We start from the raw sequence: 20,202 nt of genomic DNA on the forward strand, positions 1-20,202 counted from the left end.
GTATCTCTCTTTGGTTGCCCAAAGGGCATCACAGCCTCGTAATCAATGAGCAATTGATGCAAAAGCATCATTGCAACTTTTAATCAGTGATTATCACCAAAGAGACAGTCAAGCTAAATTAAGTGATCTCCTTAAGCAAACTAAGCTTAAAGAAGTCACAGGGGGTATAAAAAGACTTTTTAGCTCTTTGGTTAGACTGTGATTAAGTTAAAGATCTGAAGTCTAATTTCTTCATTCTTGATAGTAATAATTTAGAGTTAATTTTTCAATCCTTTTTGGATGAAAATCTCTAAATTATTTCTATAAATGTATTATACGAGGGGGAAAATTTGAATATAACAAAAACACTAGTTTCTTTGGCAACTGCATCTGCATTGAGCTGCTCTTTTGCCAATGCAGGCAGTAGCATAACTGCTGTTTCTATAGGTGGAACATATAGTGAAGGAAAATATGGTACAGATAGTAGCACACAAGTTTACTATGTACCTGTAGTTGCAAGCTACCAAAAAGAAATGTTTTCAGCTTCTGTCACAATTCCTTATATCAAAATCGATAGTAAAGGAAGCTTTACTTGGACACCATCAGGACCTGTACCAGTAAGTCCATCAAAGCCGGCAGATATACAAAACCTGATTACAAATTTTGATCCTTTTAATCCATCTAGCTCAACTACAACTTCAGAACGTACAGTAACAGATGGTCTTGGAGACATAATTGTTAATGCAGCCTATACTTTTGTTCCTGCTCAAGGACTCTACTTAAAAACTTCACTTTTGATGAAAGTAGCAACTGCTGATGATAAAAAAGGCTTAGGTACAGGTGAAAATGACTACAGTTTCCAAGCAGATATCTATAAACCTATAGGAAAAAGTTTCTTATATGTAACAGGTGGTTATACAGTTACAGGAGATAGCGATAAAGTAAAATATAATGATATATGGTATGGAACAGTAGGTACAGGATATCGATTTAACCAACAGCTCTCATTTGGTGCAAATTATGCTTATCGTCAAGCTATGTTTGACTCTCTTGAAGATACTAAGACAACTTCAATATTTCTATCTTACAATGCAAAAAATGGTTTGAAGTATGATGTAAGTTATACCTATGGACTAAGTGATACAGCAGCTGATAATGCAGTTACATTAAATATTACAAAAAGATTTTAAGGAGATATTATGAAAAAAACATTATTAGCTATGCTACTTGGATGCTCTATATCTTTTGCTAGTATGGATACATACATTTCTGAAATGGACAGTTTATTATCTGATGCAAAAGATATAGAAAAAGTTGTAAAACAGCAAATAATTAAGGGACTTACTTCAGATTCATACCTTTCGCAATTACAGACAAAACTTGAGAATTATGAAAAAGAGCTTGCATCTTTTAGCAAATCTATTGAGTCGCAAAAGAGTGATCCTGTACTTGTTAAAGAGTTCTTGGATAAAGCAGAAGCACTCTCTCAAAGCTCTTTGAATCTTGCTAATGCTATAGTCTCTATAGCAGATAAAACATCTACAAACTCTAATGACTCTTATATTAAAACATTAGAGATATTAACTCGCACAACACTAAGATTAAGTGATGATATAGGTGTTATGGCAGATCGCATAGGTGAAATGGCCGATCGTATTGGAGAGATGGCTGATCGTATTGTATATACTGAAGAGTTGATTACTAAACATTCTGAAATGATTAACAATTCAGCTATACATATTGCAGATAAATTTAATTTCCAGATGCCAGATGCTCCAACACAATCAATGCCATCACCTACTATGCCATCTATGCCACCATCAATGCCTGGAGCACCATTTTAATTAAAAAACAAAAAAGAGGATTTGTTTTATGCAAATCCTCTTTTTTTACACCTTCTTATTGAAAATTTCAAACATTTTATAAAAATTTATTTATTTTACAAATTATCTTAAGTTGCATACAATGCCACTAACAAAAAAATCTTAAGGAGTTATATAATGGCATTTAGCAAAGAGAATAGACCATATACATTAAATGGTATTCTATTTGTTGCATTGTTTGCAACTGCCGCTACTTATATTTCAGGGTTTACTTTTTTCAAACATTTAGGAATAAGTCCTCTGATCATTGGTATTGTACTTGGTATGTTTTATGCCAATACATTAAGAAATCGCCTTCCACAAGAGTGGACACCTGGAATTATCTTTTCAACCAAGACACTTCTAAGAGCTGCCATTGTTTTCTATGGCTTTAGACTTACTTTTCAAAGTATTGCTGAAGTTGGTATTGCTGGAATTGTAACAAGTGTTTTAGTTGTATCTTTAACATTTGTGATAGGATATATTGTAGGTACAAAAATACTAAAACTTGATCGAGATACCACTATCTTAACAAGTGCCGGTAGCTCTATCTGCGGTGCAGCTGCTGTTTTAGCAACAGAACCTGTTGTTAAATCTGAAGCATATAAAAGTGCAATAGCTGTTTCAACTGTTGTACTATTTGGAAGTATCGCAATGTTTTTGTATCCATTCTTATATAAAGCAGGTTATGTTGATTTAGATCCTAAAGGTATGGGAGTTTACATTGGAGGAACACTACACGAAGTAGCGCATGTTGTTGCAGCAGGCAATACACTTGGTACAGAAGTTGCTAAAGATGCTGTTATTGTTAAAATGATCAGAGTAATGATGATCGCGCCATTTTTAATTATTCTTGGACTATGGCTTGCAAATAGAAAAAAAGCTGCAAATGAAGCAACTGATGAAAAAACTAAAATTACAATCCCTTGGTTCGCAGTTGGCTTTATTGCCGTAGCGGGGTTTAATTCTTTAGACCTTTTGCCTAAAGCAATTGTAACAGACATTAATGCAATTGACACTTTTGCTCTTACTATGGCAATGACAGCTCTTGGAATGGAAACCAGTATTGATAAATTTAAAGGTGTTGGACTTAAACCTATATATTTAGCTATGATACTCTTTATATGGCTTATATTTGGTGGATACTATATAACTAAATTTGCTATTAGTTTGGCATAATTAAACTTATAAATATTTGCAATCATCAATGAATATTTTGTTTAAAAGATGATTGCAAATAAATTTGGAGATACATATGAATACTAAATTCTTGTCAGATAAAAGTCTAAAAGAGATTATTAGAAACTTTACACCAAACTGGTTTACCCTTAATATGGGAACAGGTATCGCTTTTCTTACATTGCACAATATAAATGCAAATATATTTGATGCACAGTTACTGTTAGGAAAGAGTTTATGGCTGATTGATATATTTTTCTTTGTACTCTTTTTTACACTCTTATTGGCAAGAATGTTCCTCTACCCTGAAACAATAATGTTGATGTTTAAACATCCTGTTCAATCTATGTTTTTAGGTGCTGTTCCTATGGCACTTGTACCTATACTGGAAGGTTTTGCTATCTTTGGTCCATCTTTATTTGGTAACAATAGTTTAAATATTGCACTATATTTATGGTGGATTGATGCCTTTTTAGCTGTTTGTGTAGGCTGGCTATTACCATATTTGATGTTTTCAATACAAAAAAATCATAAACTTGAAAATATGACAGCAGTGTGGCTTTTACCAATTGTTGCATCTGAGGTAACAGCCTCAGCTGGAGGAATGCTAGCACCCTACTTTGCAAATCCAATAGCTGAAGCAATTCTAATGGTAAGTTACATTTTATGGGCATTTTCTGTACCACTTGCATTCTCTGTGCTGGTAATTCTGTTTTTAAGACTTGTAACACATAAACTTCCAGATAAAGCAATGGCTGTTACAAGTTGGTTGACTTTAGGACCACTTGGTACAGGAGCACTTGGTCTGCTTTTACTTGGACATGCTGCTGAAAAAGTCTTAATTGGTACAGATTTGGAAAATATTGCCACTTTTCTATCTAACTTTGGGTTAATTGCAGGATTGCTTCTTTGGGGTTATGGATTATGGTGGTATGTTATGGCTTGGATTATTACATTAAAGTTTTTTAAAGATGGACTTCCATTCAACATGGGATGGTGGGGGTTTACATTTCCTGTTGGTGTTTTTACAGCAGCAACACTACAACTATGGCAAGCAACTGGTTATGATATATTTAAATATTTTAGCATTGTTCTAAGTATACAATTGGCTATATTTTGGATACTTGTCTTTACTAAAACATTAAAAGGAATGTGGAGTGGGTATCTTTTTCATGCACCTTGCTTATCTCCTGAAACAGGATTACCAAAACCAGAAGAGGAGTGTAAAAAGTTTTCAAAGAAGAATAAGTAATTAATTTTAAAATTATTTATGCCATAACTAAGATATTTCATTATACTTTCATAATTGTTCATTATAATAAGAAATACTTTATGGAGAAAGCCTATGAAAATTTTAAAAAAAGCTATAGTCTCTGTTTTATTTGTTTCTACACTTGTTGCTCAAACAGATAATTATTTAATAGATAACTCTAAAGTACCTGATATAAAAATGCCAGATAATAACCTTTCATTCAAAATGATTGAGGGGTATCAAAATTATAAAGTTGTTGCTACCCACTTTAGAACTGATAAAAATGAGATAAGATATATTTTAGCGAACTCTATTGCATTTAATGCACTTAAAAGTGGACAAAATCCTTTACCGGAAGGCAGTAAAATTGTAAAAATTGGATGGAGTGTTAAAAAAATGCTTTCTTGGCCAGCTGCACTTGAGGCTGATAAAATAGAACGTGTTGAATATATGGTAAAAGATAGTAAAAAATTTGATCATAAAGGAGATCACTGGGGATACGCCAGATTTATAAAAACAAAAAATGGCTACGAACCTTGGAATAAAGGAACAAAAAGCTGTATTGAATGTCACAGTATAGTTAAAAACGATGACTACCTTTTTACAAAATATCAAAAAAGATTTTAATCTACAATTGAATTGAACTTTAACTATGCTATTTTAGTAATTAAAAATTTATTATTATTTTAGACTAAGGTTAAGTTAATAAATTTTTTTGTATATTTACCAGCAAATTTAAAACTTAAATTGTACAACTTATATAGTTAGGATTTTTATGCCATTGTTATTTATTTTTATGCTATTCCCTATTTTTATATTTGCACATAATATAACTATAGCTGTAGATGCTATACATGGTAAAGAGAAAGCTGTAAAAAATTGGCAACCAACAATTGATTATCTAAATAAAAAACTTCCTAAATATAGATTTGAACTTTACCCTTTTTTACCAACAGAGTTTTCAAAAGTCAAAAAACTGATACAAGAAAGAAAAGTTGATTTTATAATTTCTCCTCCTGCTATGTATATTGACTTAGAAGTGACATTGGGTGCATCAAAAATTCTTACACTCGTTAAAAAAAATAATATTACAAAGTTTGGTTCTGTCATTATTACAAATAAATCATCAAATATTAAAGATATATCTCAAATAAATAAAGATACTCGTATTGCAGCAGTTGCACCTCTTGGATTTGGAGGGTGGCTTATAGGATATGATACACTAAAAAAGCATCATATAAAATTAAATAAGGAAAATATTATTTTTTTTGGTACACAAGAAAAAGTTGTTGATGCTATATTAAACAATGAAGCAGATGTTGGAATTATCAGAACAGGTATTTTAGAAGAACTTATTTCTAAGAACAAAATCAATTTAAATGATATAAGAGTTTTAAATCAGCATAAATATGAAGACTTTCCTTATATTTGCAGTACAAAGTTATATCCTGAATGGGCTTTTGCCAAAACAAAAAATGTTAACGATAAGATAGCAAGAGAGGTTGCCATTACTTTATTGACTATTCCAGAAGATAGCAATATTACAAAAAGTACAGGTTACCACTATCATTGGACAGTCCCATATGACTATAAAGATGTTAGAGAGTTGATGCAAAGACTAGAAGTTGGTCCATATAAAGATCAAAGTTCAAAATATATTCAACTATGGATAAATAACCACAAAGAACTTTTTTACGCCATTATATTTATACTTATATTAATTACTATTTTTCTAATATATGGTAAATATATTAATACAAAACTTCAAAAAGAGAAAAAAGAGAAAGAGATTTTACTAGAAAAAATAAAAAAACTAGCCTATTACGATGTACTGACCAATATACCAAATAGATTAAGCGTAATGCAATCTTTTGAACAAATATTGGCAAATGCACAAAGAAATAACCTTAACATTGCTGTTATGTTTATAGACTTGGATGGTTTCAAAACTATTAATGACACACTTGGACATGAAGCTGGAGATAGGGTTTTAAAAGATGTAGCTGATATTTTTAAATCTACATTGAGGAAAAATGATCTTTATGGACGATTGGGAGGTGATGAGTTTATTGTTGTTGCACAAGGGATTGATGGAAAAGAGAATATAGAGAAACTTGTTCGTAAGCTTTTGGATAAAATAAATGCAATACCATTACCATCACCACTTAATGAGCAGTTTGGTGCTAACATTGGAGTTGTAAGTATTACTCCGTGCAAAGATACAACTGTTGAAAAACTTATGAGTGAATCTGATGTACTTATGTATGATATAAAGCGTCAAGGAAAAAACAGTTATAAAATTAAATTCCTTAAGTGTTAAGATAACTCTTAAGTTCACTACCTTCTATCATCTCCTCTTTTAAAAGCTTATTTGCAATTTTTTCAATAGTTTTCCACCTTTTATCAATAATATTTTCAGCCCGCTTGGTTCCAGATTCGATCCAGTGTTCTATGCCAGACTCAATCTTCTCTTTAAAGAGTTCATTACTGACTGTTTGAAGAAGAGTCTCAAGATGAAGATTTAGCAATTCATCATCCATACCGAACTGAGCTACCGCACTGTAAGCATACAGTGATGCTTCTTGCAAATCGCTATATGCACCTGTTTCAAGCCCTACATCTTTTCCATATTTTTTAATAGTAGCTAAACGTCCAGCCAGCAATACTGCAATATTTGCTTCGATCTCATCTTTAGATAAATTAGTCTCTATGGCATCTTGCATATAAGAGACAAGACCTAATGATTCACTTCGTGGAATTACAGTAACCTGTTCTATCTCTATATCAGGCAGTAGTATCATAGATGTAACAGCATGTGCAGCTTCATGATATGCACTTTTTTCAAGATCCTCTTCAAAGTTTTTAAACCGTTTTCTTTCTAACTTGTGACCATATTTGATTGTATTAATTCGATCAATAATAATAGTTTCACTTAATGCATCTTTACCATATCTAATTGCATCAAGTGAAGCCTCTTTTGCAATACGACCAAGCTCATAACCATTCATACCACTCATATATCTTGTAATACGTTCAATATCTATTGAATTTTCATGGGGTTTTTCAAGTATCTTTTTAGCAAAAAAGCGGCGGGCTTCACGATCAAGTTCTGGTACTTCAACACTTTGATCAATTCTTCCTGGACGCATCAACTCACTTGGTACATCTTCTAAACTTCTTGCAGTAGCAATAGTAAATATATAATTACCAGGTTCTGATAATGCTCTATCAATCATTTCACAAACTGTTCCGGTAGGAACTGGGGTAAAGTTTCCATCTATTATAAACTTTGTGTCAACACCTTCTAAAATTACAATAATAGGAGTTGAAACTCTAGCTTTATCATATATATTTTGAACTAATTCTTCATCAAATAGATCAAAACTACGTAAATTTATAAAAGGAAGCCCAGCTTCTTTAGCAAAAGCTTTTACAAGCATAGTTTTACCTACCCCTTCAGGACCATAAAGAAGCAGTCCCTTCGGCAGATCAATATCAAAATGTTTAAGCTCTTTATCATTTTTTAAAAGCTTAATAATGTCAAGTAACTCATTTTTAACACGCAATTGACCTGCAACATCTTGAAAACCTATATGCGAAAATTGAGGTGCAAAGTGATCTTCATATTGTAAATCTAAATCTTTTTTTTGTGGCTCAATCTCACTAATCTCATCTAATATAAGTGTACAATGAAAACCTCGTCTCTTTTCTCTCCATGAAAGTTCATAGTAACGATCAAATTTAACAAAATATTTCAAATCAAAAGAGGATACAAAGAAGTTTTGTAGCCAATTTTCAACTTTTTTTGAGACTGAAAGTGTACACTTTTGTGCATCTTTACAACTGTTTGCAAAAAGATCTGCCAATATAGCAGGTAATTTATGTGATATTCGTTTAGCATTTATGAAAGGAGAAAATTGAAGTAAAACTGCAAGAGCTAACAAATTTTTTGATTGTATATCGATTTGAGTTTTATTTGTAACATTTAGCTGCTTAATCGTTTGGGAAATTACCTGTTCACTAATTTGAGACAACTCTTTTAGTTCAAGCAAATTAAAAAGAAAAAGGTCTCCCTCACTTAGTACACTTATAAGCTCACTGTCAAAAAGTGCAATAACTCTTTCACTTGCATCTGAAAATGCAATTTTAGCTATCTCTTCATAAAACTTTCCCTGCCAAAGCAGTCTGTTGTCATAATACTTTTCTATAAAACTTTTGCTATACCACGCAGAGTTTTTAAGTGAAAAGGTAAAAATAAAGATAGATTTTTGATACCTTCTAACATCATCTGAAGCACCATCACTGACAATAGAAGCAATAGCACGCTGAATAATATTGTCAGCTTTATCAATATCTTCAAATATTACTAAACCATCAGGGTGTTCATTTATCCAATGCTCCAACACACCTTTAGTTCCTATTAATCTGCTAATATCATCCGAAAAAGCATACTCTCCCATATGCAAAATTAACATATCTTTTTTCAGATAATCAGCAATTACTTTGGCAGTAAAATTTTTTCCACACCCTTTTGGACCTGCCAATACAAAAAGAGCTTCAATACCGTTAAAAACTTTTACTACACCTATACGCTTTATAGCAATATCTAAAAACTTTAAAACACTATCATGCCCTACAACTCTCTTTTTCGCAAATGTTTCAAATTCATTCATTAAATCCTCTATTCTCTAATAGGACGATTAGCTATCATCTCCAATAATACTGTCGCATAAGCTCCCTTAGGCAAAGTAAAATGTAACTCATAATGAGCAACTTCTTGTTTATAGTCTCCTTCAATATCTTCCGGCCAGATCCAAGCGTAGCGTCTGCTTCCCTGTGCTGGAATCTCTTCTATAAACTCTTTCTCTATCTCCCATGCAATTCCTGTAGACTGTTTTGCCTTTTTACCGCTTAACAGCCCAGTTGGACTAATCTCTCTATTACAAATACGCTTTGCATCAGCTTCTAAATCATCTACGACAAAAAGCTTTCCATAAGGATAATGACTTGCTACATCTCCTGGTAAAATCTTAAAAAAGTGTGGCTCTTTGTGTATAAGATTGATAATCTCATCATTCCATACAAAAACATTTTCAAGCTCTTTAGGCTTTAAGCCTTCAAATAGACGTGAAATCTCTATGCGCTTACTTAGCCATAGGTTGAATAGATGAGATTGGTAAGCACTCATTAAAAACTCTCGTCTCTTTCTATCACGCATTTTACGCTTACCTTCTACTATTTCGCGTGCTATTTCATAGTTGTCACCATCCCTTCCAAAACGCTGATAACCAAAATAATTAGGTGATCCATTTTGTGAAATCCACTTTAAAAGAGAGTCGATTTTCTTTGCATCTGTAGGATTTACCTTTTTAAGACGTATAAAAAATCTGTTACCTTTAAGATGACCTATGCGTAGTTTGTTGTTATGATAAGAAGTCTCTAAAATTTTAATCTGTTCATGAGAAAAGCTCTTTAATGCATCTTCATATTTTTTATTTATTGAGATATATTGAATTGTCATTGCATCTTTATCTTTTAGTCCCGCATAACCTATATCTCGTACACGAATTCCTAGGTGATTACTTAAAATTTCCAGCATTTGCCAAGTAGTAAGTGCTTTTTTACGAATCTTCAAAATCAAGTGTTCACCATTTCCAGTAAAATCATAAAGAGGAATCTCAGTTACTACAAAATCTGCAGGTGTCTGTTTAAAATGAAAATATATAGGTGAATGAGAGAGTGGATAGAGTCTATCAAGTTTCATAAATATTTCCTTTAAAAATGGTTTGCCTTACATAAATTTCTATACGGTTTTCGAACTGCTTTTGCAAAAATTGTTAACTCAGTTCTTGTAATTTTGGCTATATTCTTTATCTTTTTTTCATATCTTGGATCAAATGCAAAGAGTATTTCAAACTCTTCTCCACTACAACCTATCCTTTTAGGAATTGGTTTAAAAAACTCAAAACCTACTCTGTTTGCACGGTGAAGTTTCTCTAAGTCTGTAAAAAGCCCATCAGAAATGTCCATTGCACTGTGTATAAATGGTGCTACTTTATAGAAAAAAGAGTCTCTTAACACAGGATTTATAAATCTAGAGTTTGGTTTAACAGAGTAACCTCTAAGAAGCCGCATAAGGTCTCTTCTGCTTTCACCCAAGTTGCCTGTAAAAGCGAGCAGGTCACCCTCTTTTATGCCTGTACGAAAAACTGGATTCTTGCATTCTGCTAAAATTGTTATAGATATATCAAGTTTAACATTTGCTATTGTATCACCACCTATTATGGTGATCCCATAAGCATTTGCCGTCTCTTGAAACCCACGTGCTAACTCTTTTAACTCTTGGCGTGTATAGTTTTTTGGAATTGCCACAGTTAAAAGTGCATATTTGGGCTTTCCATTCATAACAATTGCATCTGATATATTGACAAGCATTGCCTTTCTTGCAATTTCATAAAGGCTCATCCACTCACGTTTAAAGTGGACATTTTCGAAAAATGCATCCTGACTAATGCTCATATTATTTAATATAGCCGCATCATCACCTAAAAAAATGTTTTTTTCAAAACAACTGATAAAATAGTCTTCTTTATTCATAACTATGATTATACCCTATAAAAAGCTGAAAACATTGGTAACACATAAGTAAATTTGGAGATAAAACTATAGTTGAATTAAACTATTTTATAGACTAACTATGTATAATTGACCTATATTCCTATGTTATTAATAAAAAGGATGCGTCTCAATGAGTGTACAGATACATAAATATGATGTTGTTATTGTCGGTGCCGGACTTGCCGGCCTGGCAGCTGCACGCGAACTACAGCGTGCTGGTAAGAAAGTAGCTGTTTTGACAAAACTTCACCCTCTTAGAAGCCACTCCGGTGCTGCACAAGGCGGTGTTAATGCTGCTCTAAGTGAAGATGATGATATTGAACTTCACATGTTCGATACAGTAAAAGGTAGCGATTATCTTGCTGATCAGGATGCAGTTGAACTTATGTGTTCAAAAGCTCCTGAGACGATCCGATGGATTGCTAATGCAGGTGCAGCATTCAGCAGAAATGAAGATGGCACAATAGCACAGCGACCATTTGGTGGACAATCAAAACCGCGTGCTTGTTATGCAAAAGATCGTACAGGTTTAACGCTACTTCAAACAATTTATGAACAAGCTGATCGTGAAAATGTTACATTTTTTGATGAGTGGTATGTTGCAGATATCATCTATGAAGATGGTGTGGTAAAAGGTGTTGTTGCTTACAATATAAGAGACCTTGAACCAGCTATTTTTAATGCAAAAGCAGTTATGTTTGCAACGGGTGGATATGCTAGAGCATTTAAAATAAGTTCTAACGCTCATGCTAACACAGGTGATGGTCTCTCTATTGTTGCACGCCATGGATTGCCTCTTGAAGATATGGAGTTTGTACAATTCCACCCAACAGGGCTTGCTGGAAGCGGTATTCTTATTTCTGAAGCTGCACGAGGTGAGGGTGGACGGCTTTATAACAGCCTTGGTGAAAGATTTATGGAAAAATATGCACCTGAAAAGATGGAATTAGCACCTCGTGACGTTGTTAGCCGAGCTATTACAAAAGAGATTCTTGAAGGTCGTGGTGTAGGACCTAACAAAGATGCAGTTGCTATAGACTTGACGCATCTTGGTGAAAAAATTATTATGGAAAGATTGCCAGAACTTCGTGATCTTGCAATCACATTCCTTGGTCAAGACATGATCAAAGAACCTATTCATATTGCTGCTACTGCACACTACTCTATGGGCGGTATACCAGTTGACATTGATGGTCATGTAAAGAAAAATCCAAATGAGATAGTTCGCGGTTTCTATGCCGCAGGTGAATGTGCTTGTGTAAGCGTACACGGTGCAAACAGACTTGGAGCAAACTCTTTACTTGAAGCACTCTTCTTCGGTCGTCATGTAGGAAAACATATTATTGAAGATCTTGAAAGCAATAAATTAGAACTTTGTGATGCAAAAGAGAGTGATGCTGACAGAATGCTAAATGAAATAAAATTCTGTATGAACAACAATGGAACGGAGTCAGTACCTAAGCTTCGCAGTGAATTACAAGAGAGTATGACTGCAAATGCTGGTGTATTCCGTACTGAAGAGACATTGCTAAAGCAGCGTAAAATCTTAAAAGAGCTAAGAGAGCGGTATAAAAATATACGCATTGATGACAAGAGCAAAATATTTAACACTGATCTGCAAGAAGCTATTGAGTTTGGTCATATGCTTGATTATGCAACATTTATTGTTGAAGGTGCTATTGCACGAAAAGAGAGCCGTGGTGCACACTATCGTGAAGACTATACAAAACGTGACGATGAAAACTTCCTAAAACATACTTTTGCTACTATGAATGAAGATGGAAGCATCAATATTGAGTATGGTGATGTGAAACTCGGAAAATTTGAACCGCAAGAGCGAACATATTAAGGATTGGGTATGAGTACTGAACGCATTACAAAAAAATTGATATTTAAAACTTTCCGCTTTAATGCGGAGACAGATTTTCTACCCTACTTCAAAACATATGAGATGGAAGTAGGAAAAGATGAGTTGGTGTTAGATATTCTTAACCGTATTAAGTGGGAATTTGACGGAAGTTTCAGTTATCGCAGAAGCTGCCGTCACGGAATATGTGGTAGCTGTTCTATTAAAGTAAATGGTAAACCTGTACTTTCATGTAAACAGAATGTATGGGAGCTTGTTGAAACTTTCAATACAAATACACTTCTTTTGGAGCCTCAAAGTCGTAAACGTGTCATTAAAGATATGATTATTGACAAAAAAGATTTCTGGGATAAACATAAAGCAATCAAGCCTTGGCTTGAAGCAGACATTGATGAGCATCCGACTGAAGAGATTCGTGTCTCTCCAAAAGAGGCTGATGAGTTGCTTGAAGCAGACTACTGTATTCAGTGTGGTAACTGTTACTATGCTTGTCCTGCTGTAGAAGTCAATCCAGAGTTCTTTGGACCAGCACAATTTGCAAAAGCATATAGATTTAATGCTGATGTACGCGATAATGCAAAACAAGAACGCCTTGAGACAGTTCGTGAAATGGGTCCTGGTGTATGGGATTGTGTCAAATGCTTTGAGTGTGCAGAAGCATGCCCTAAAGATGTTGATCCAATAGGAAAAATTACTAAACTTCATAATCAACTATTTGAAAAGGGAATGGCTGAAGATAATGTTGCTACACGCCATGCAGTAGGGTTTAAACACTCAATCAAAAAACATGGTATTTTGGATGAAGGTGAACTTGTCAGATACTCAGAAGGCAATATAGGTGTTATGAAACATATTCCTGAAGCTATTGCAATGTTCAAAAAAGGAAAAATAGTAATGCCTTGGAATATGCCTAAATCTAAAAATCTTGATGAGATTAAAACACTCGTCAAAACATCATCGAAAGTTAAATTTTAAGGGGAACGAATATGGCAGAATTAAAATATGCACTCTATACAGGATGTACAGCACGAGAATCGACCCCCGAACTGTTAATGTCAACAATGGCAGTAGCAAAAAAACTAGGTATCGAACTTGTGCTTCTAGATGAAGCAAGCTGCTGCGGTGCTAGCCACTTGCAAGATTTCGATGACTTTTTGTCACTAGTGCTTAATGCCAGAAACATCTGTTACGCAGAAAAGCAAAATCTTCCAATGCTGACTATCTGTAATACATGTCAGCTAAACACTGTTATGACAAAAGAGCGTCTTGACAGTGATGAAGATTTAAAATCTCAAGTTAATGAAAAATTGGCAGAAGTTGGCTTGGAATATAAAGGAACAAGTTCAGTAAGACACTTTCTATATGCTATTATAGATGACTATGGTTTGGACAAATTAGCTGAAAAAGTAGAAAAACCTTTAAGTGATTTTAATGTTGCAGCATTCTATGGATGTCACAACATCAGACCAAGCCATCTTCACAATAAACAGAATGCTACAAGTGATGATTATAATGGAGAAAACCCTTACAACCCAACATCGCTTGACCGATTGATTGAGACACTCCAAGGTAAAAGTGTAGATTATGACAGCAAAAATAAATGTTGTGGATTCCATGCAGACTTGCAAGCTCCAAAAACTGCAAACCGCCTAACTGGAACTGCACTTCTTGATGCTATAGACAATAATGCAGATATGATGGTAACACCTTGCCCTCTTTGCCATCTAAATATGGATGTAAAACAACACGCAGCAGCAAAAGAGATGGGACGTGATATAGCACTTCCTGTTCTACACCTTCCACAGCTAATAGGTCTAGCACTAGGTATATCTCCAGAAGAGCTTGGTCTACAACACAATGTTGCTGAAGTAGCTTTCGCATAATATTTAAAGCTTACATCACCGAGATGTAAGCTTAAATTTTATTTAAACAAAATAACAAATAAGACAAAAATTATCTGCTTTAATCACAGTGTGTTACAATACTTGTAACAAAATCAAAAAAGGAGGCCAATATGCCAAAAGTTAACAGATATGTTGATATTGATACTGTAGAAAGAGAAGCGAAGAAAGATTATATTGATCGCCACTCTCCTTTCATTTATTGTGATGCAAAAGCAAAAAAAGGTGAAAAATTTCCTGTTCGTATTGTAATGGGAAAAGAGTATACTCATCCAGATGATCCAGATCATTTCATTGAAAGCATCCGTCTTTTCGATGGTGAAAGACTTATAGGTGAAGCAACATTTACTGCAGGTATGCTTGGTGGAGAAGGTTGCAAAGGAAATGCTGAAGTGACTTTCAACGTTGTTCCTATGGGTAAAAAAATGAACCTTGTTGCACAAGCTTACTGTACAAAACATGGTTTGTGGGAGAATGAACCAGTTACTGTTGAAGTAACTGAATAATTTTAATAACTAAAATGGGCATCATTATTGATGCCCTAACCTCTTTTTAACCCCTTTTAACCTACACTATCATTATGAATCGTCTTTACAATGCTTTACAGCTCAAACGTCTATACCAATTAAAAAATCTTGGAATAAAGTATGTTCCCTTAGTAGAGAAGAGAATTGCAACAGGAACATCTCTTCCAAACAGTTTTAAAACATTGGAACAAATTGTTTTACAGTGTCATCTTTGCCCATTAAGCAAAACAAGAACAAAAACTGTTTTTGGAGAGGGAGATACAAATGCCGCTTTAATGTTTGTAGGAGAAGGACCTGGTGCACAAGAAGATATAACAGGAAGACCATTTGTTGGACGTGCAGGTGAACTACTAACAAAAATGATAGAAAATGCTATAGAGATTCCTCGTTCAAAAACCTATATAGCAAATATTGTAAAATGCAGACCACCAAACAATAGAGTACCAACACCTGATGAAGCATATACTTGTATTCCATATTTACAAAAACAGATAGAATTGGTATCACCATCTATTATTGTAGCTTTAGGTAGTACAGCATATCACTATTTAACCGGAGACAAAAGTGGCATCAGCAAAGTTCGTGGTGAAACGATTGATATGGGAAACTACATACTGATTCCAACGTATCATCCAAGCTATCTTTTAAGAAATCCTTCTGCAAAAAAAGAAGTTTATCAAGATCTACTTAAAATAAAGAGGTTATTATGCGAAAATTGTTAATGACTCTACTAACAGTATCATTACTATTTGGTCAAAGTCAAATTCTCTCACCAATTCCATTGCCTATGACTATAATTATTGATCTTGATCCAAATGAGTATGAAGACCATATACTTGAAAAAAAGTTGGAAAATGGAGAAGTTTTTACATTTATTGCTAAATCTAAAAACAGTAAGAATGAAGAACTTTTGACAATGCGGCAAAATATAATGAGCCTTTTTAATATTATGGAAAAGATATATGCTTCGGGTACATTCCGGTTAGCTTTTATAGTTCCATATAAGGTTATCGGCAAATATGCCTCTTCAACATCAAACTCTGCATTGGGATATCTGCTAAATCGTGGTATTCCATTTGAAATGAAGCTATATACAATAGAAGATGAAGATGAACAATCATTGTTAGAAACTCTAAATGATATAAATAAAGAAGAGTTTGATTTGGTAGTCGCACCTGTTACACAAAAAGGAGCATACTATCTTTGTAATCAGACGCTTTACTCACCTCTATTTATTCCTACACTGCATAAAAATAGACTCGATTGTTCAAACTCAATGATATTTTTTGGTGGTATAGATTATACAAAGCAGATTGAAATATTAAGCAGTTTAGTTGATGAAGATGGATTAAAGATAACTGTATCAGACAATAGTCCAGTATCACAAATGCTTTCAAATACAGCTAAAGAGATTGTACCTATTGATGAAAGCATAGTTTTAGGACAAAACGGTTATTACAAGCGTACTATTTCTAGATTCTCTGACTTAAATCAGTCAACTATATTTCTAAATACACCTATAGTAAAAAGCAGCCTTTTTCTTTCTCAATTGACCCTAGCAAACTTTAAACCATCAAAAGTATTAAGTACGCAGATAAACTATTCCCCTCTTCTTCTTACTTTAACTCAATACCACGATAGAGAAAACATGGTTATTGCCAACTCAATAGAAAAAATTGATCCAAAACTAAGTGAAAATATTGCACTAATTGATCAAGATATTAGATTTAATTGGCTAAATTACTCAACTGTTGCAGGTATCGATATTGTTTTTTCTGAAAAAACATCTGAAAGTAGATTGTCTACAGTAAAATTGGTAAATGGCTCTTTAAATCACAATGTTAAGCTATATGAAGCTGGTCTTTACAGATTCATTTTAAAAGAGCCATTTGAGTATTAACTTATTGTTTTTGCCATAAAGAGATTAACTCATTAATTTGAAGAGGGATTTTTGCCGGCTTGCCATCTTGAAGATAGGCAAGACGAATTTTCATTTCAAACAGTAGTGTCTCATCTCTCTTTACTTGCTGAATCAGTACAATTGAAGCAGCCTTTTTCTCTATCATCTCTGTTTCAACTATTACAGTATCACCAAGCATTGCAGGCTGTATATAATTAGCCTCTATTGACTTAACAACAAAATAACCTTTTTCACTTTGAGGTGTCAATCCATTAGAAAAAAAGAGTTCGCTGCGAGCTCGTTCACAAAACTTTAAATAATTGGCATAATAAACAATACCTGCAGCATCTGTATCTTCATAATAGACTCTAATCTTCACTTTATTATCCCCTTAAATACGATGTTTTTAAATTTTATTTTCTTTATAGTGACCAAAATAGTGACTAAAAACTTTCAATTCTTAAAAAGTTTTTTTTGAGTTAAGCAATATAAAAGCTTTGTATTTTACATCACTTATCCGCAGTTATCCAGACTTATCTTCATCTACAAAATCCCTAAAATAGGACTTGTCCGACTTATCCATGTTATCCACACTAATTTTTAAAAAAATCATATTAGTCTTAAGTATTTTTCACAGTTATATTTATTTCTTTATTAGATACCTTAAGATTAATATTATTTTGTTGCTCTTCATTTATAATTATCTCAATGAATTTATGATAAGTAAAATCTCTATTCATTAGTCTAAGTTCTATTAAATCTTTACCGTATGAATATATTGCTTTAAAATCATCAAAAAAAAGTGTAAATTTTTGTACATCTTTATTTATCCAACCAATAGTTTCAATGATTTCATTATGAACTTCCAATAAATTTTCAATATGAAATATAGGTTCATGATGAAAAATTCTATTTCTAAGCTTTCTAAATTTATTCATACGCTTAGAAAGAATTTTTCTTGTTCTTATAGAACGTGGCATATTTGGAAAGATTTCCTTAATACATCTATGCCAAATTTTAATTTCATAATCACTGGCAAAAAGTCTTGACCAAAATCCAAAATTTAATTCTGCAACTATTTTACCTGTTGTTATTTCTTTATAGTGTTTTAATAAATTAGAAGTTGTTTGTTTTATTTTATATATTTCTCTTTCTTCTAATAATCCAGGTAAATCAAACCATGCATCATGCTTAACTAGTGTAAAATTATGATCAATTGATTTTCTTAAAGCATTATAGTCATCAATTTTTTTAGCATAATATTTTGATAAATTATTATGAATGCTATTTCTTAAAGAAACTTCTAGGTTTTGAAGAGAAATATATAAACTTTTTGATAAATTTATATTCCAAATATAATGTTTAAGAATTAAATGTGTATTAGTAGTTCTTAAAATTCTCTGATACGTATTTAATCTTTCTTTTGAAAAAAAAGATTCTATCTTTGAAAAATTAAATCTATCCATGCTCACCTATTTATTTAATTTAAGTAAAATTATATAGTAATTAGATTATAATTTCTATTAAGTGTTACCCAGATAGTCCTCTCCCGTTAGTTAACGGTGATGACTCTGGGATTTGAAAAACTTTATAGCGTTTTATTTTATCTAACCTATCTTACTTATTCGTAATAATTTTTAAAAGATTCCCATACTCTTTAATTCTTTGCATTCTAACTTCATCATCTTCTTTTATGAATTTAGTGTAAATTTTCAAAGTAATAGAAACATCTTTATGTCCTAACATTTTTGAAACCCAAACAATATCTGCTCCTTTTGATATCATTTGAGATGCAAATGTATGACGTAACTGATAAAGAACTCTCTCTTTAATTATAGCCTTTTTTAAAATCTTTTTAAAATTAACTCCAATTATATCATGCGAATAAAAAGGTTTATTAGATGAATTTAAAAAAATATATCCAGTTCCAGTATGCTGACTAGTTAACTTCATCTGGCTTTCTAGTGCTTCTTGAGCTAATGGCAACATATCAATTTCTCTTTTGCTGGAGAAAGTTTTAACATCTCCATCTTTTACTTCCTCATCTTTTTTACTTCTTAGTCTAGTTTTATAAATCTTGATAACCTTTCTATTAAAATCAATATCTTCCCACTTTAAAGCAACTATCTCACCTGGCCTTATGCCACTTGCATACATAAGTTTAATGAAGTTTTTCATATACCCATAACTATTTTCAAGTATTTTTTGTATCTCTTTTTGGGAGAATGGATCAACATTTTCTTCTAAATTTTGCTGCATTTTAGGTGCAGATACTATTTCCATTGGATTTTTATTTATTATTTCATTTTTATATGCTTTGTCTAAAATTGAGAAAAGAATTGACCTAAATTTTTGAACAGTTAAAGGTTTATATTTCTGTAAAAGCAAACTTTGCCATTTTTCTATTTCGAACGGAGTAATTGTACTTAAAACCCTATAACCAAAATGAGGTGAAATATGTTTGTTATAGTGTCCAATGTTTCTTTTCAAAACATGTTCTCTGTTTTCTGATTTTTTTAAATTGAAAAATTCATCTGCAAATTCATCTAACGTCCATTCTTTCTCATCTTTTATTACATCGACTTTTTTACCAAGTGCAGTTACAATATCTGGAATAATTTGTTTTTTGATGATCTTTAGATTTTCTTGGGTTGCTTTTAGCTCTGTAGATGTTCTATGACGCTTATTGTAATAAAAATCTAAATGCCAATAACCGTTTCTATTTTTTATAGTAAACTTAATATCAGCATATATGTAATAAATATTTTTATTATTTCTTTTAGGCATTAAATTCCCCCTCGTATAATACATTTATAGAAATAATTTAGAGATTTTCATCCAAAAAGGATTGAAAAATTAACTCTAAATTATTACTATCAAGAATGAAGAAATTAGACTTCAGATCTTTAACTTAATCACAGTCTAACCAAAGAGCTAAAAAGTCTTTTTATACCCCCTGTGACTTCTTTAAGCTTAGTTTGCTTAAGGAGATCACTTAATTTAGCTTGACTGTCTCTTTGGTGATAATCACTGATTAAAAGTTGCAATGATGCTTTTGCATCAATTGCTCATTGATTACGAGGCTGTGATGCCCTTTGGGCAACCAAAGAGAGATAC

18 protein-coding genes are annotated in these 20,202 nt (G+C 32.7%); 12 read left to right on the forward strand and 6 right to left on the reverse strand.

Annotation, left to right across the window (positions count from 1 at the left end):
• The first annotated feature begins 329 nt into the window (after positions 1-329).
• The 6 genes from BM227_RS10515 (at position 330) to BM227_RS10540 (ending at position 6,592) form a co-directional block, all read left to right on the forward strand.
• Positions 330-1,169: a transporter family protein gene (locus BM227_RS10515; protein WP_092913710.1), complete on the forward strand. Its 840-nt coding sequence runs from the start codon at positions 330-332 to the stop codon at positions 1,167-1,169.
• Positions 1,170-1,178: 9 nt separating this feature from the next.
• The gene (locus BM227_RS10520; protein WP_092913712.1) at positions 1,179-1,823 is read left to right on the forward strand and encodes a hypothetical protein; all 645 of its coding nucleotides are present in this window, start codon (positions 1,179-1,181) and stop codon (positions 1,821-1,823) included.
• 156 nt (positions 1,824-1,979) lie between these two features.
• Positions 1,980-3,020, forward strand: coding sequence for a YeiH family protein (locus tag BM227_RS10525; protein ID WP_092913713.1), 1,041 nt, complete (start codon positions 1,980-1,982; stop codon positions 3,018-3,020).
• 76 nt (positions 3,021-3,096) lie between these two features.
• On the forward strand, positions 3,097-4,272 hold the full coding sequence (locus BM227_RS10530; RefSeq protein WP_092913715.1) for a TDT family transporter: 1,176 nt from the start codon (positions 3,097-3,099) through the stop codon (positions 4,270-4,272).
• Positions 4,273-4,365: 93 nt separating this feature from the next.
• Positions 4,366-4,899, forward strand: a complete 534-nt coding sequence (locus tag BM227_RS10535; RefSeq protein ID WP_092913717.1) for a cytochrome P460 family protein — start codon at positions 4,366-4,368, stop codon at positions 4,897-4,899.
• Between the two features lie 148 nt (positions 4,900-5,047).
• Complete coding sequence (locus tag BM227_RS10540) at positions 5,048-6,592, forward strand: diguanylate cyclase domain-containing protein (protein ID WP_092913719.1); 1,545 nt, start codon at positions 5,048-5,050, stop codon at positions 6,590-6,592.
• Here the strand turns inward: BM227_RS10540 and BM227_RS10545 are convergent.
• The 3 genes from BM227_RS10545 to BM227_RS10555 are packed head-to-tail and all read right to left on the reverse strand — an operon-like array spanning position 6,582 to position 10,869.
• The gene (locus BM227_RS10545) at positions 6,582-8,945 is read right to left on the reverse strand and encodes an AAA family ATPase (RefSeq protein WP_092913721.1); all 2,364 of its coding nucleotides are present in this window, start codon (positions 8,943-8,945) and stop codon (positions 6,582-6,584) included. The genes BM227_RS10540 and BM227_RS10545 overlap by 11 nt on opposite strands.
• A gap of 8 nt (positions 8,946-8,953) precedes the next feature.
• Positions 8,954-10,036, reverse strand: a complete 1,083-nt coding sequence (truD, locus tag BM227_RS10550; RefSeq protein ID WP_092913723.1) for a tRNA pseudouridine(13) synthase TruD — start codon at positions 10,034-10,036, stop codon at positions 8,954-8,956.
• 11 nt (positions 10,037-10,047) lie between these two features.
• Positions 10,048-10,869 (reverse strand): thiamine-phosphate kinase, encoded by an 822-nt coding sequence (locus BM227_RS10555; protein WP_092913725.1) that lies wholly within the window; start codon positions 10,867-10,869, stop codon positions 10,048-10,050.
• 151 nt (positions 10,870-11,020) lie between these two features.
• On the opposite strand from BM227_RS10555, the gene sdhA reads away from it, so the two are divergent.
• The 6 genes from sdhA to BM227_RS10585 all read left to right on the forward strand — a co-directional run bounded on the left by sdhA (position 11,021) and on the right by BM227_RS10585 (position 17,085).
• A complete protein-coding gene (gene sdhA, locus BM227_RS10560; RefSeq protein WP_092913727.1) occupies positions 11,021-12,739 on the forward strand; it encodes a succinate dehydrogenase flavoprotein subunit in 1,719 nt (572 codons plus the stop codon).
• Between the two features lie 9 nt (positions 12,740-12,748).
• Positions 12,749-13,732, forward strand: a complete 984-nt coding sequence (locus BM227_RS10565; RefSeq protein WP_092913729.1) for a succinate dehydrogenase/fumarate reductase iron-sulfur subunit — start codon at positions 12,749-12,751, stop codon at positions 13,730-13,732.
• Positions 13,733-13,743: 11 nt separating this feature from the next.
• Complete coding sequence (locus BM227_RS10570) at positions 13,744-14,640, forward strand: CoB--CoM heterodisulfide reductase iron-sulfur subunit B family protein (RefSeq protein ID WP_092913731.1); 897 nt, start codon at positions 13,744-13,746, stop codon at positions 14,638-14,640.
• Between the two features lie 131 nt (positions 14,641-14,771).
• Positions 14,772-15,164: a class II SORL domain-containing protein gene (locus tag BM227_RS10575; protein ID WP_092913733.1), complete on the forward strand. Its 393-nt coding sequence runs from the start codon at positions 14,772-14,774 to the stop codon at positions 15,162-15,164.
• Positions 15,165-15,238: 74 nt separating this feature from the next.
• On the forward strand, positions 15,239-15,907 hold the full coding sequence (locus tag BM227_RS10580) for a uracil-DNA glycosylase (protein ID WP_092913734.1): 669 nt from the start codon (positions 15,239-15,241) through the stop codon (positions 15,905-15,907).
• Complete coding sequence (locus BM227_RS10585) at positions 15,892-17,085, forward strand: hypothetical protein (protein WP_092913736.1); 1,194 nt, start codon at positions 15,892-15,894, stop codon at positions 17,083-17,085. The genes BM227_RS10580 and BM227_RS10585 overlap by 16 nt, the downstream gene beginning before the upstream one ends.
• A gap of 1 nt (position 17,086) precedes the next feature.
• Here the strand turns inward: BM227_RS10585 and BM227_RS10590 are convergent, their stop codons facing one another.
• The 3 genes from BM227_RS10590 to BM227_RS10600 all read right to left on the reverse strand — a co-directional run bounded on the left by BM227_RS10590 (position 17,087) and on the right by BM227_RS10600 (position 19,872).
• Positions 17,087-17,464, reverse strand: coding sequence for a YbgC/FadM family acyl-CoA thioesterase (locus BM227_RS10590; RefSeq protein ID WP_092913737.1), 378 nt, complete (start codon positions 17,462-17,464; stop codon positions 17,087-17,089).
• Positions 17,465-17,705: 241 nt separating this feature from the next.
• Positions 17,706-18,551, reverse strand: a complete 846-nt coding sequence (locus tag BM227_RS10595) for an Abi family protein (RefSeq protein WP_092913739.1) — start codon at positions 18,549-18,551, stop codon at positions 17,706-17,708.
• Positions 18,552-18,702: 151 nt separating this feature from the next.
• On the reverse strand, positions 18,703-19,872 hold the full coding sequence (locus BM227_RS10600) for a tyrosine-type recombinase/integrase (protein ID WP_092913740.1): 1,170 nt from the start codon (positions 19,870-19,872) through the stop codon (positions 18,703-18,705).
• Positions 19,873-20,202 lie beyond the last annotated feature (330 nt).

This window comes from Hydrogenimonas thermophila (assembly GCF_900115615.1).
In the GTDB taxonomy this organism is placed as follows: domain Bacteria; phylum Campylobacterota; class Campylobacteria; order Campylobacterales; family Hydrogenimonadaceae; genus Hydrogenimonas; species Hydrogenimonas thermophila.

What these genes read in the sequence shown, in the direction of transcription:
- BM227_RS10555 (WP_092913725.1), bottom strand. Translation starts at nt 10,869, where the DNA reads ATGAATAAAGAAGACTATTTTATCAGTTGTTTTGAAAAAAACATTTTT.
- BM227_RS10540 (WP_092913719.1), top strand. Translation starts at nt 5,048, where the DNA reads ATGCCATTGTTATTTATTTTTATGCTATTCCCTATTTTTATATTTGCA.
- BM227_RS10530 (WP_092913715.1), top strand. Translation starts at nt 3,097, where the DNA reads ATGAATACTAAATTCTTGTCAGATAAAAGTCTAAAAGAGATTATTAGA.
- sdhA (WP_092913727.1), top strand. Translation starts at nt 11,021, where the DNA reads ATGAGTGTACAGATACATAAATATGATGTTGTTATTGTCGGTGCCGGA.
- BM227_RS10585 (WP_092913736.1), top strand. Translation starts at nt 15,892, where the DNA reads ATGCGAAAATTGTTAATGACTCTACTAACAGTATCATTACTATTTGGT.
- BM227_RS10525 (WP_092913713.1), top strand. Translation starts at nt 1,980, where the DNA reads ATGGCATTTAGCAAAGAGAATAGACCATATACATTAAATGGTATTCTA.
- BM227_RS10600 (WP_092913740.1), bottom strand. Translation starts at nt 19,872, where the DNA reads ATGCCTAAAAGAAATAATAAAAATATTTATTACATATATGCTGATATT.
- BM227_RS10570 (WP_092913731.1), top strand. Translation starts at nt 13,744, where the DNA reads ATGGCAGAATTAAAATATGCACTCTATACAGGATGTACAGCACGAGAA.
- BM227_RS10595 (WP_092913739.1), bottom strand. Translation starts at nt 18,551, where the DNA reads ATGGATAGATTTAATTTTTCAAAGATAGAATCTTTTTTTTCAAAAGAA.
- BM227_RS10545 (WP_092913721.1), bottom strand. Translation starts at nt 8,945, where the DNA reads ATGAATGAATTTGAAACATTTGCGAAAAAGAGAGTTGTAGGGCATGAT.
- BM227_RS10535 (WP_092913717.1), top strand. Translation starts at nt 4,366, where the DNA reads ATGAAAATTTTAAAAAAAGCTATAGTCTCTGTTTTATTTGTTTCTACA.
- truD (WP_092913723.1), bottom strand. Translation starts at nt 10,036, where the DNA reads ATGAAACTTGATAGACTCTATCCACTCTCTCATTCACCTATATATTTT.
- BM227_RS10520 (WP_092913712.1), top strand. Translation starts at nt 1,179, where the DNA reads ATGAAAAAAACATTATTAGCTATGCTACTTGGATGCTCTATATCTTTT.
- BM227_RS10575 (WP_092913733.1), top strand. Translation starts at nt 14,772, where the DNA reads ATGCCAAAAGTTAACAGATATGTTGATATTGATACTGTAGAAAGAGAA.
- BM227_RS10565 (WP_092913729.1), top strand. Translation starts at nt 12,749, where the DNA reads ATGAGTACTGAACGCATTACAAAAAAATTGATATTTAAAACTTTCCGC.
- BM227_RS10580 (WP_092913734.1), top strand. Translation starts at nt 15,239, where the DNA reads ATGAATCGTCTTTACAATGCTTTACAGCTCAAACGTCTATACCAATTA.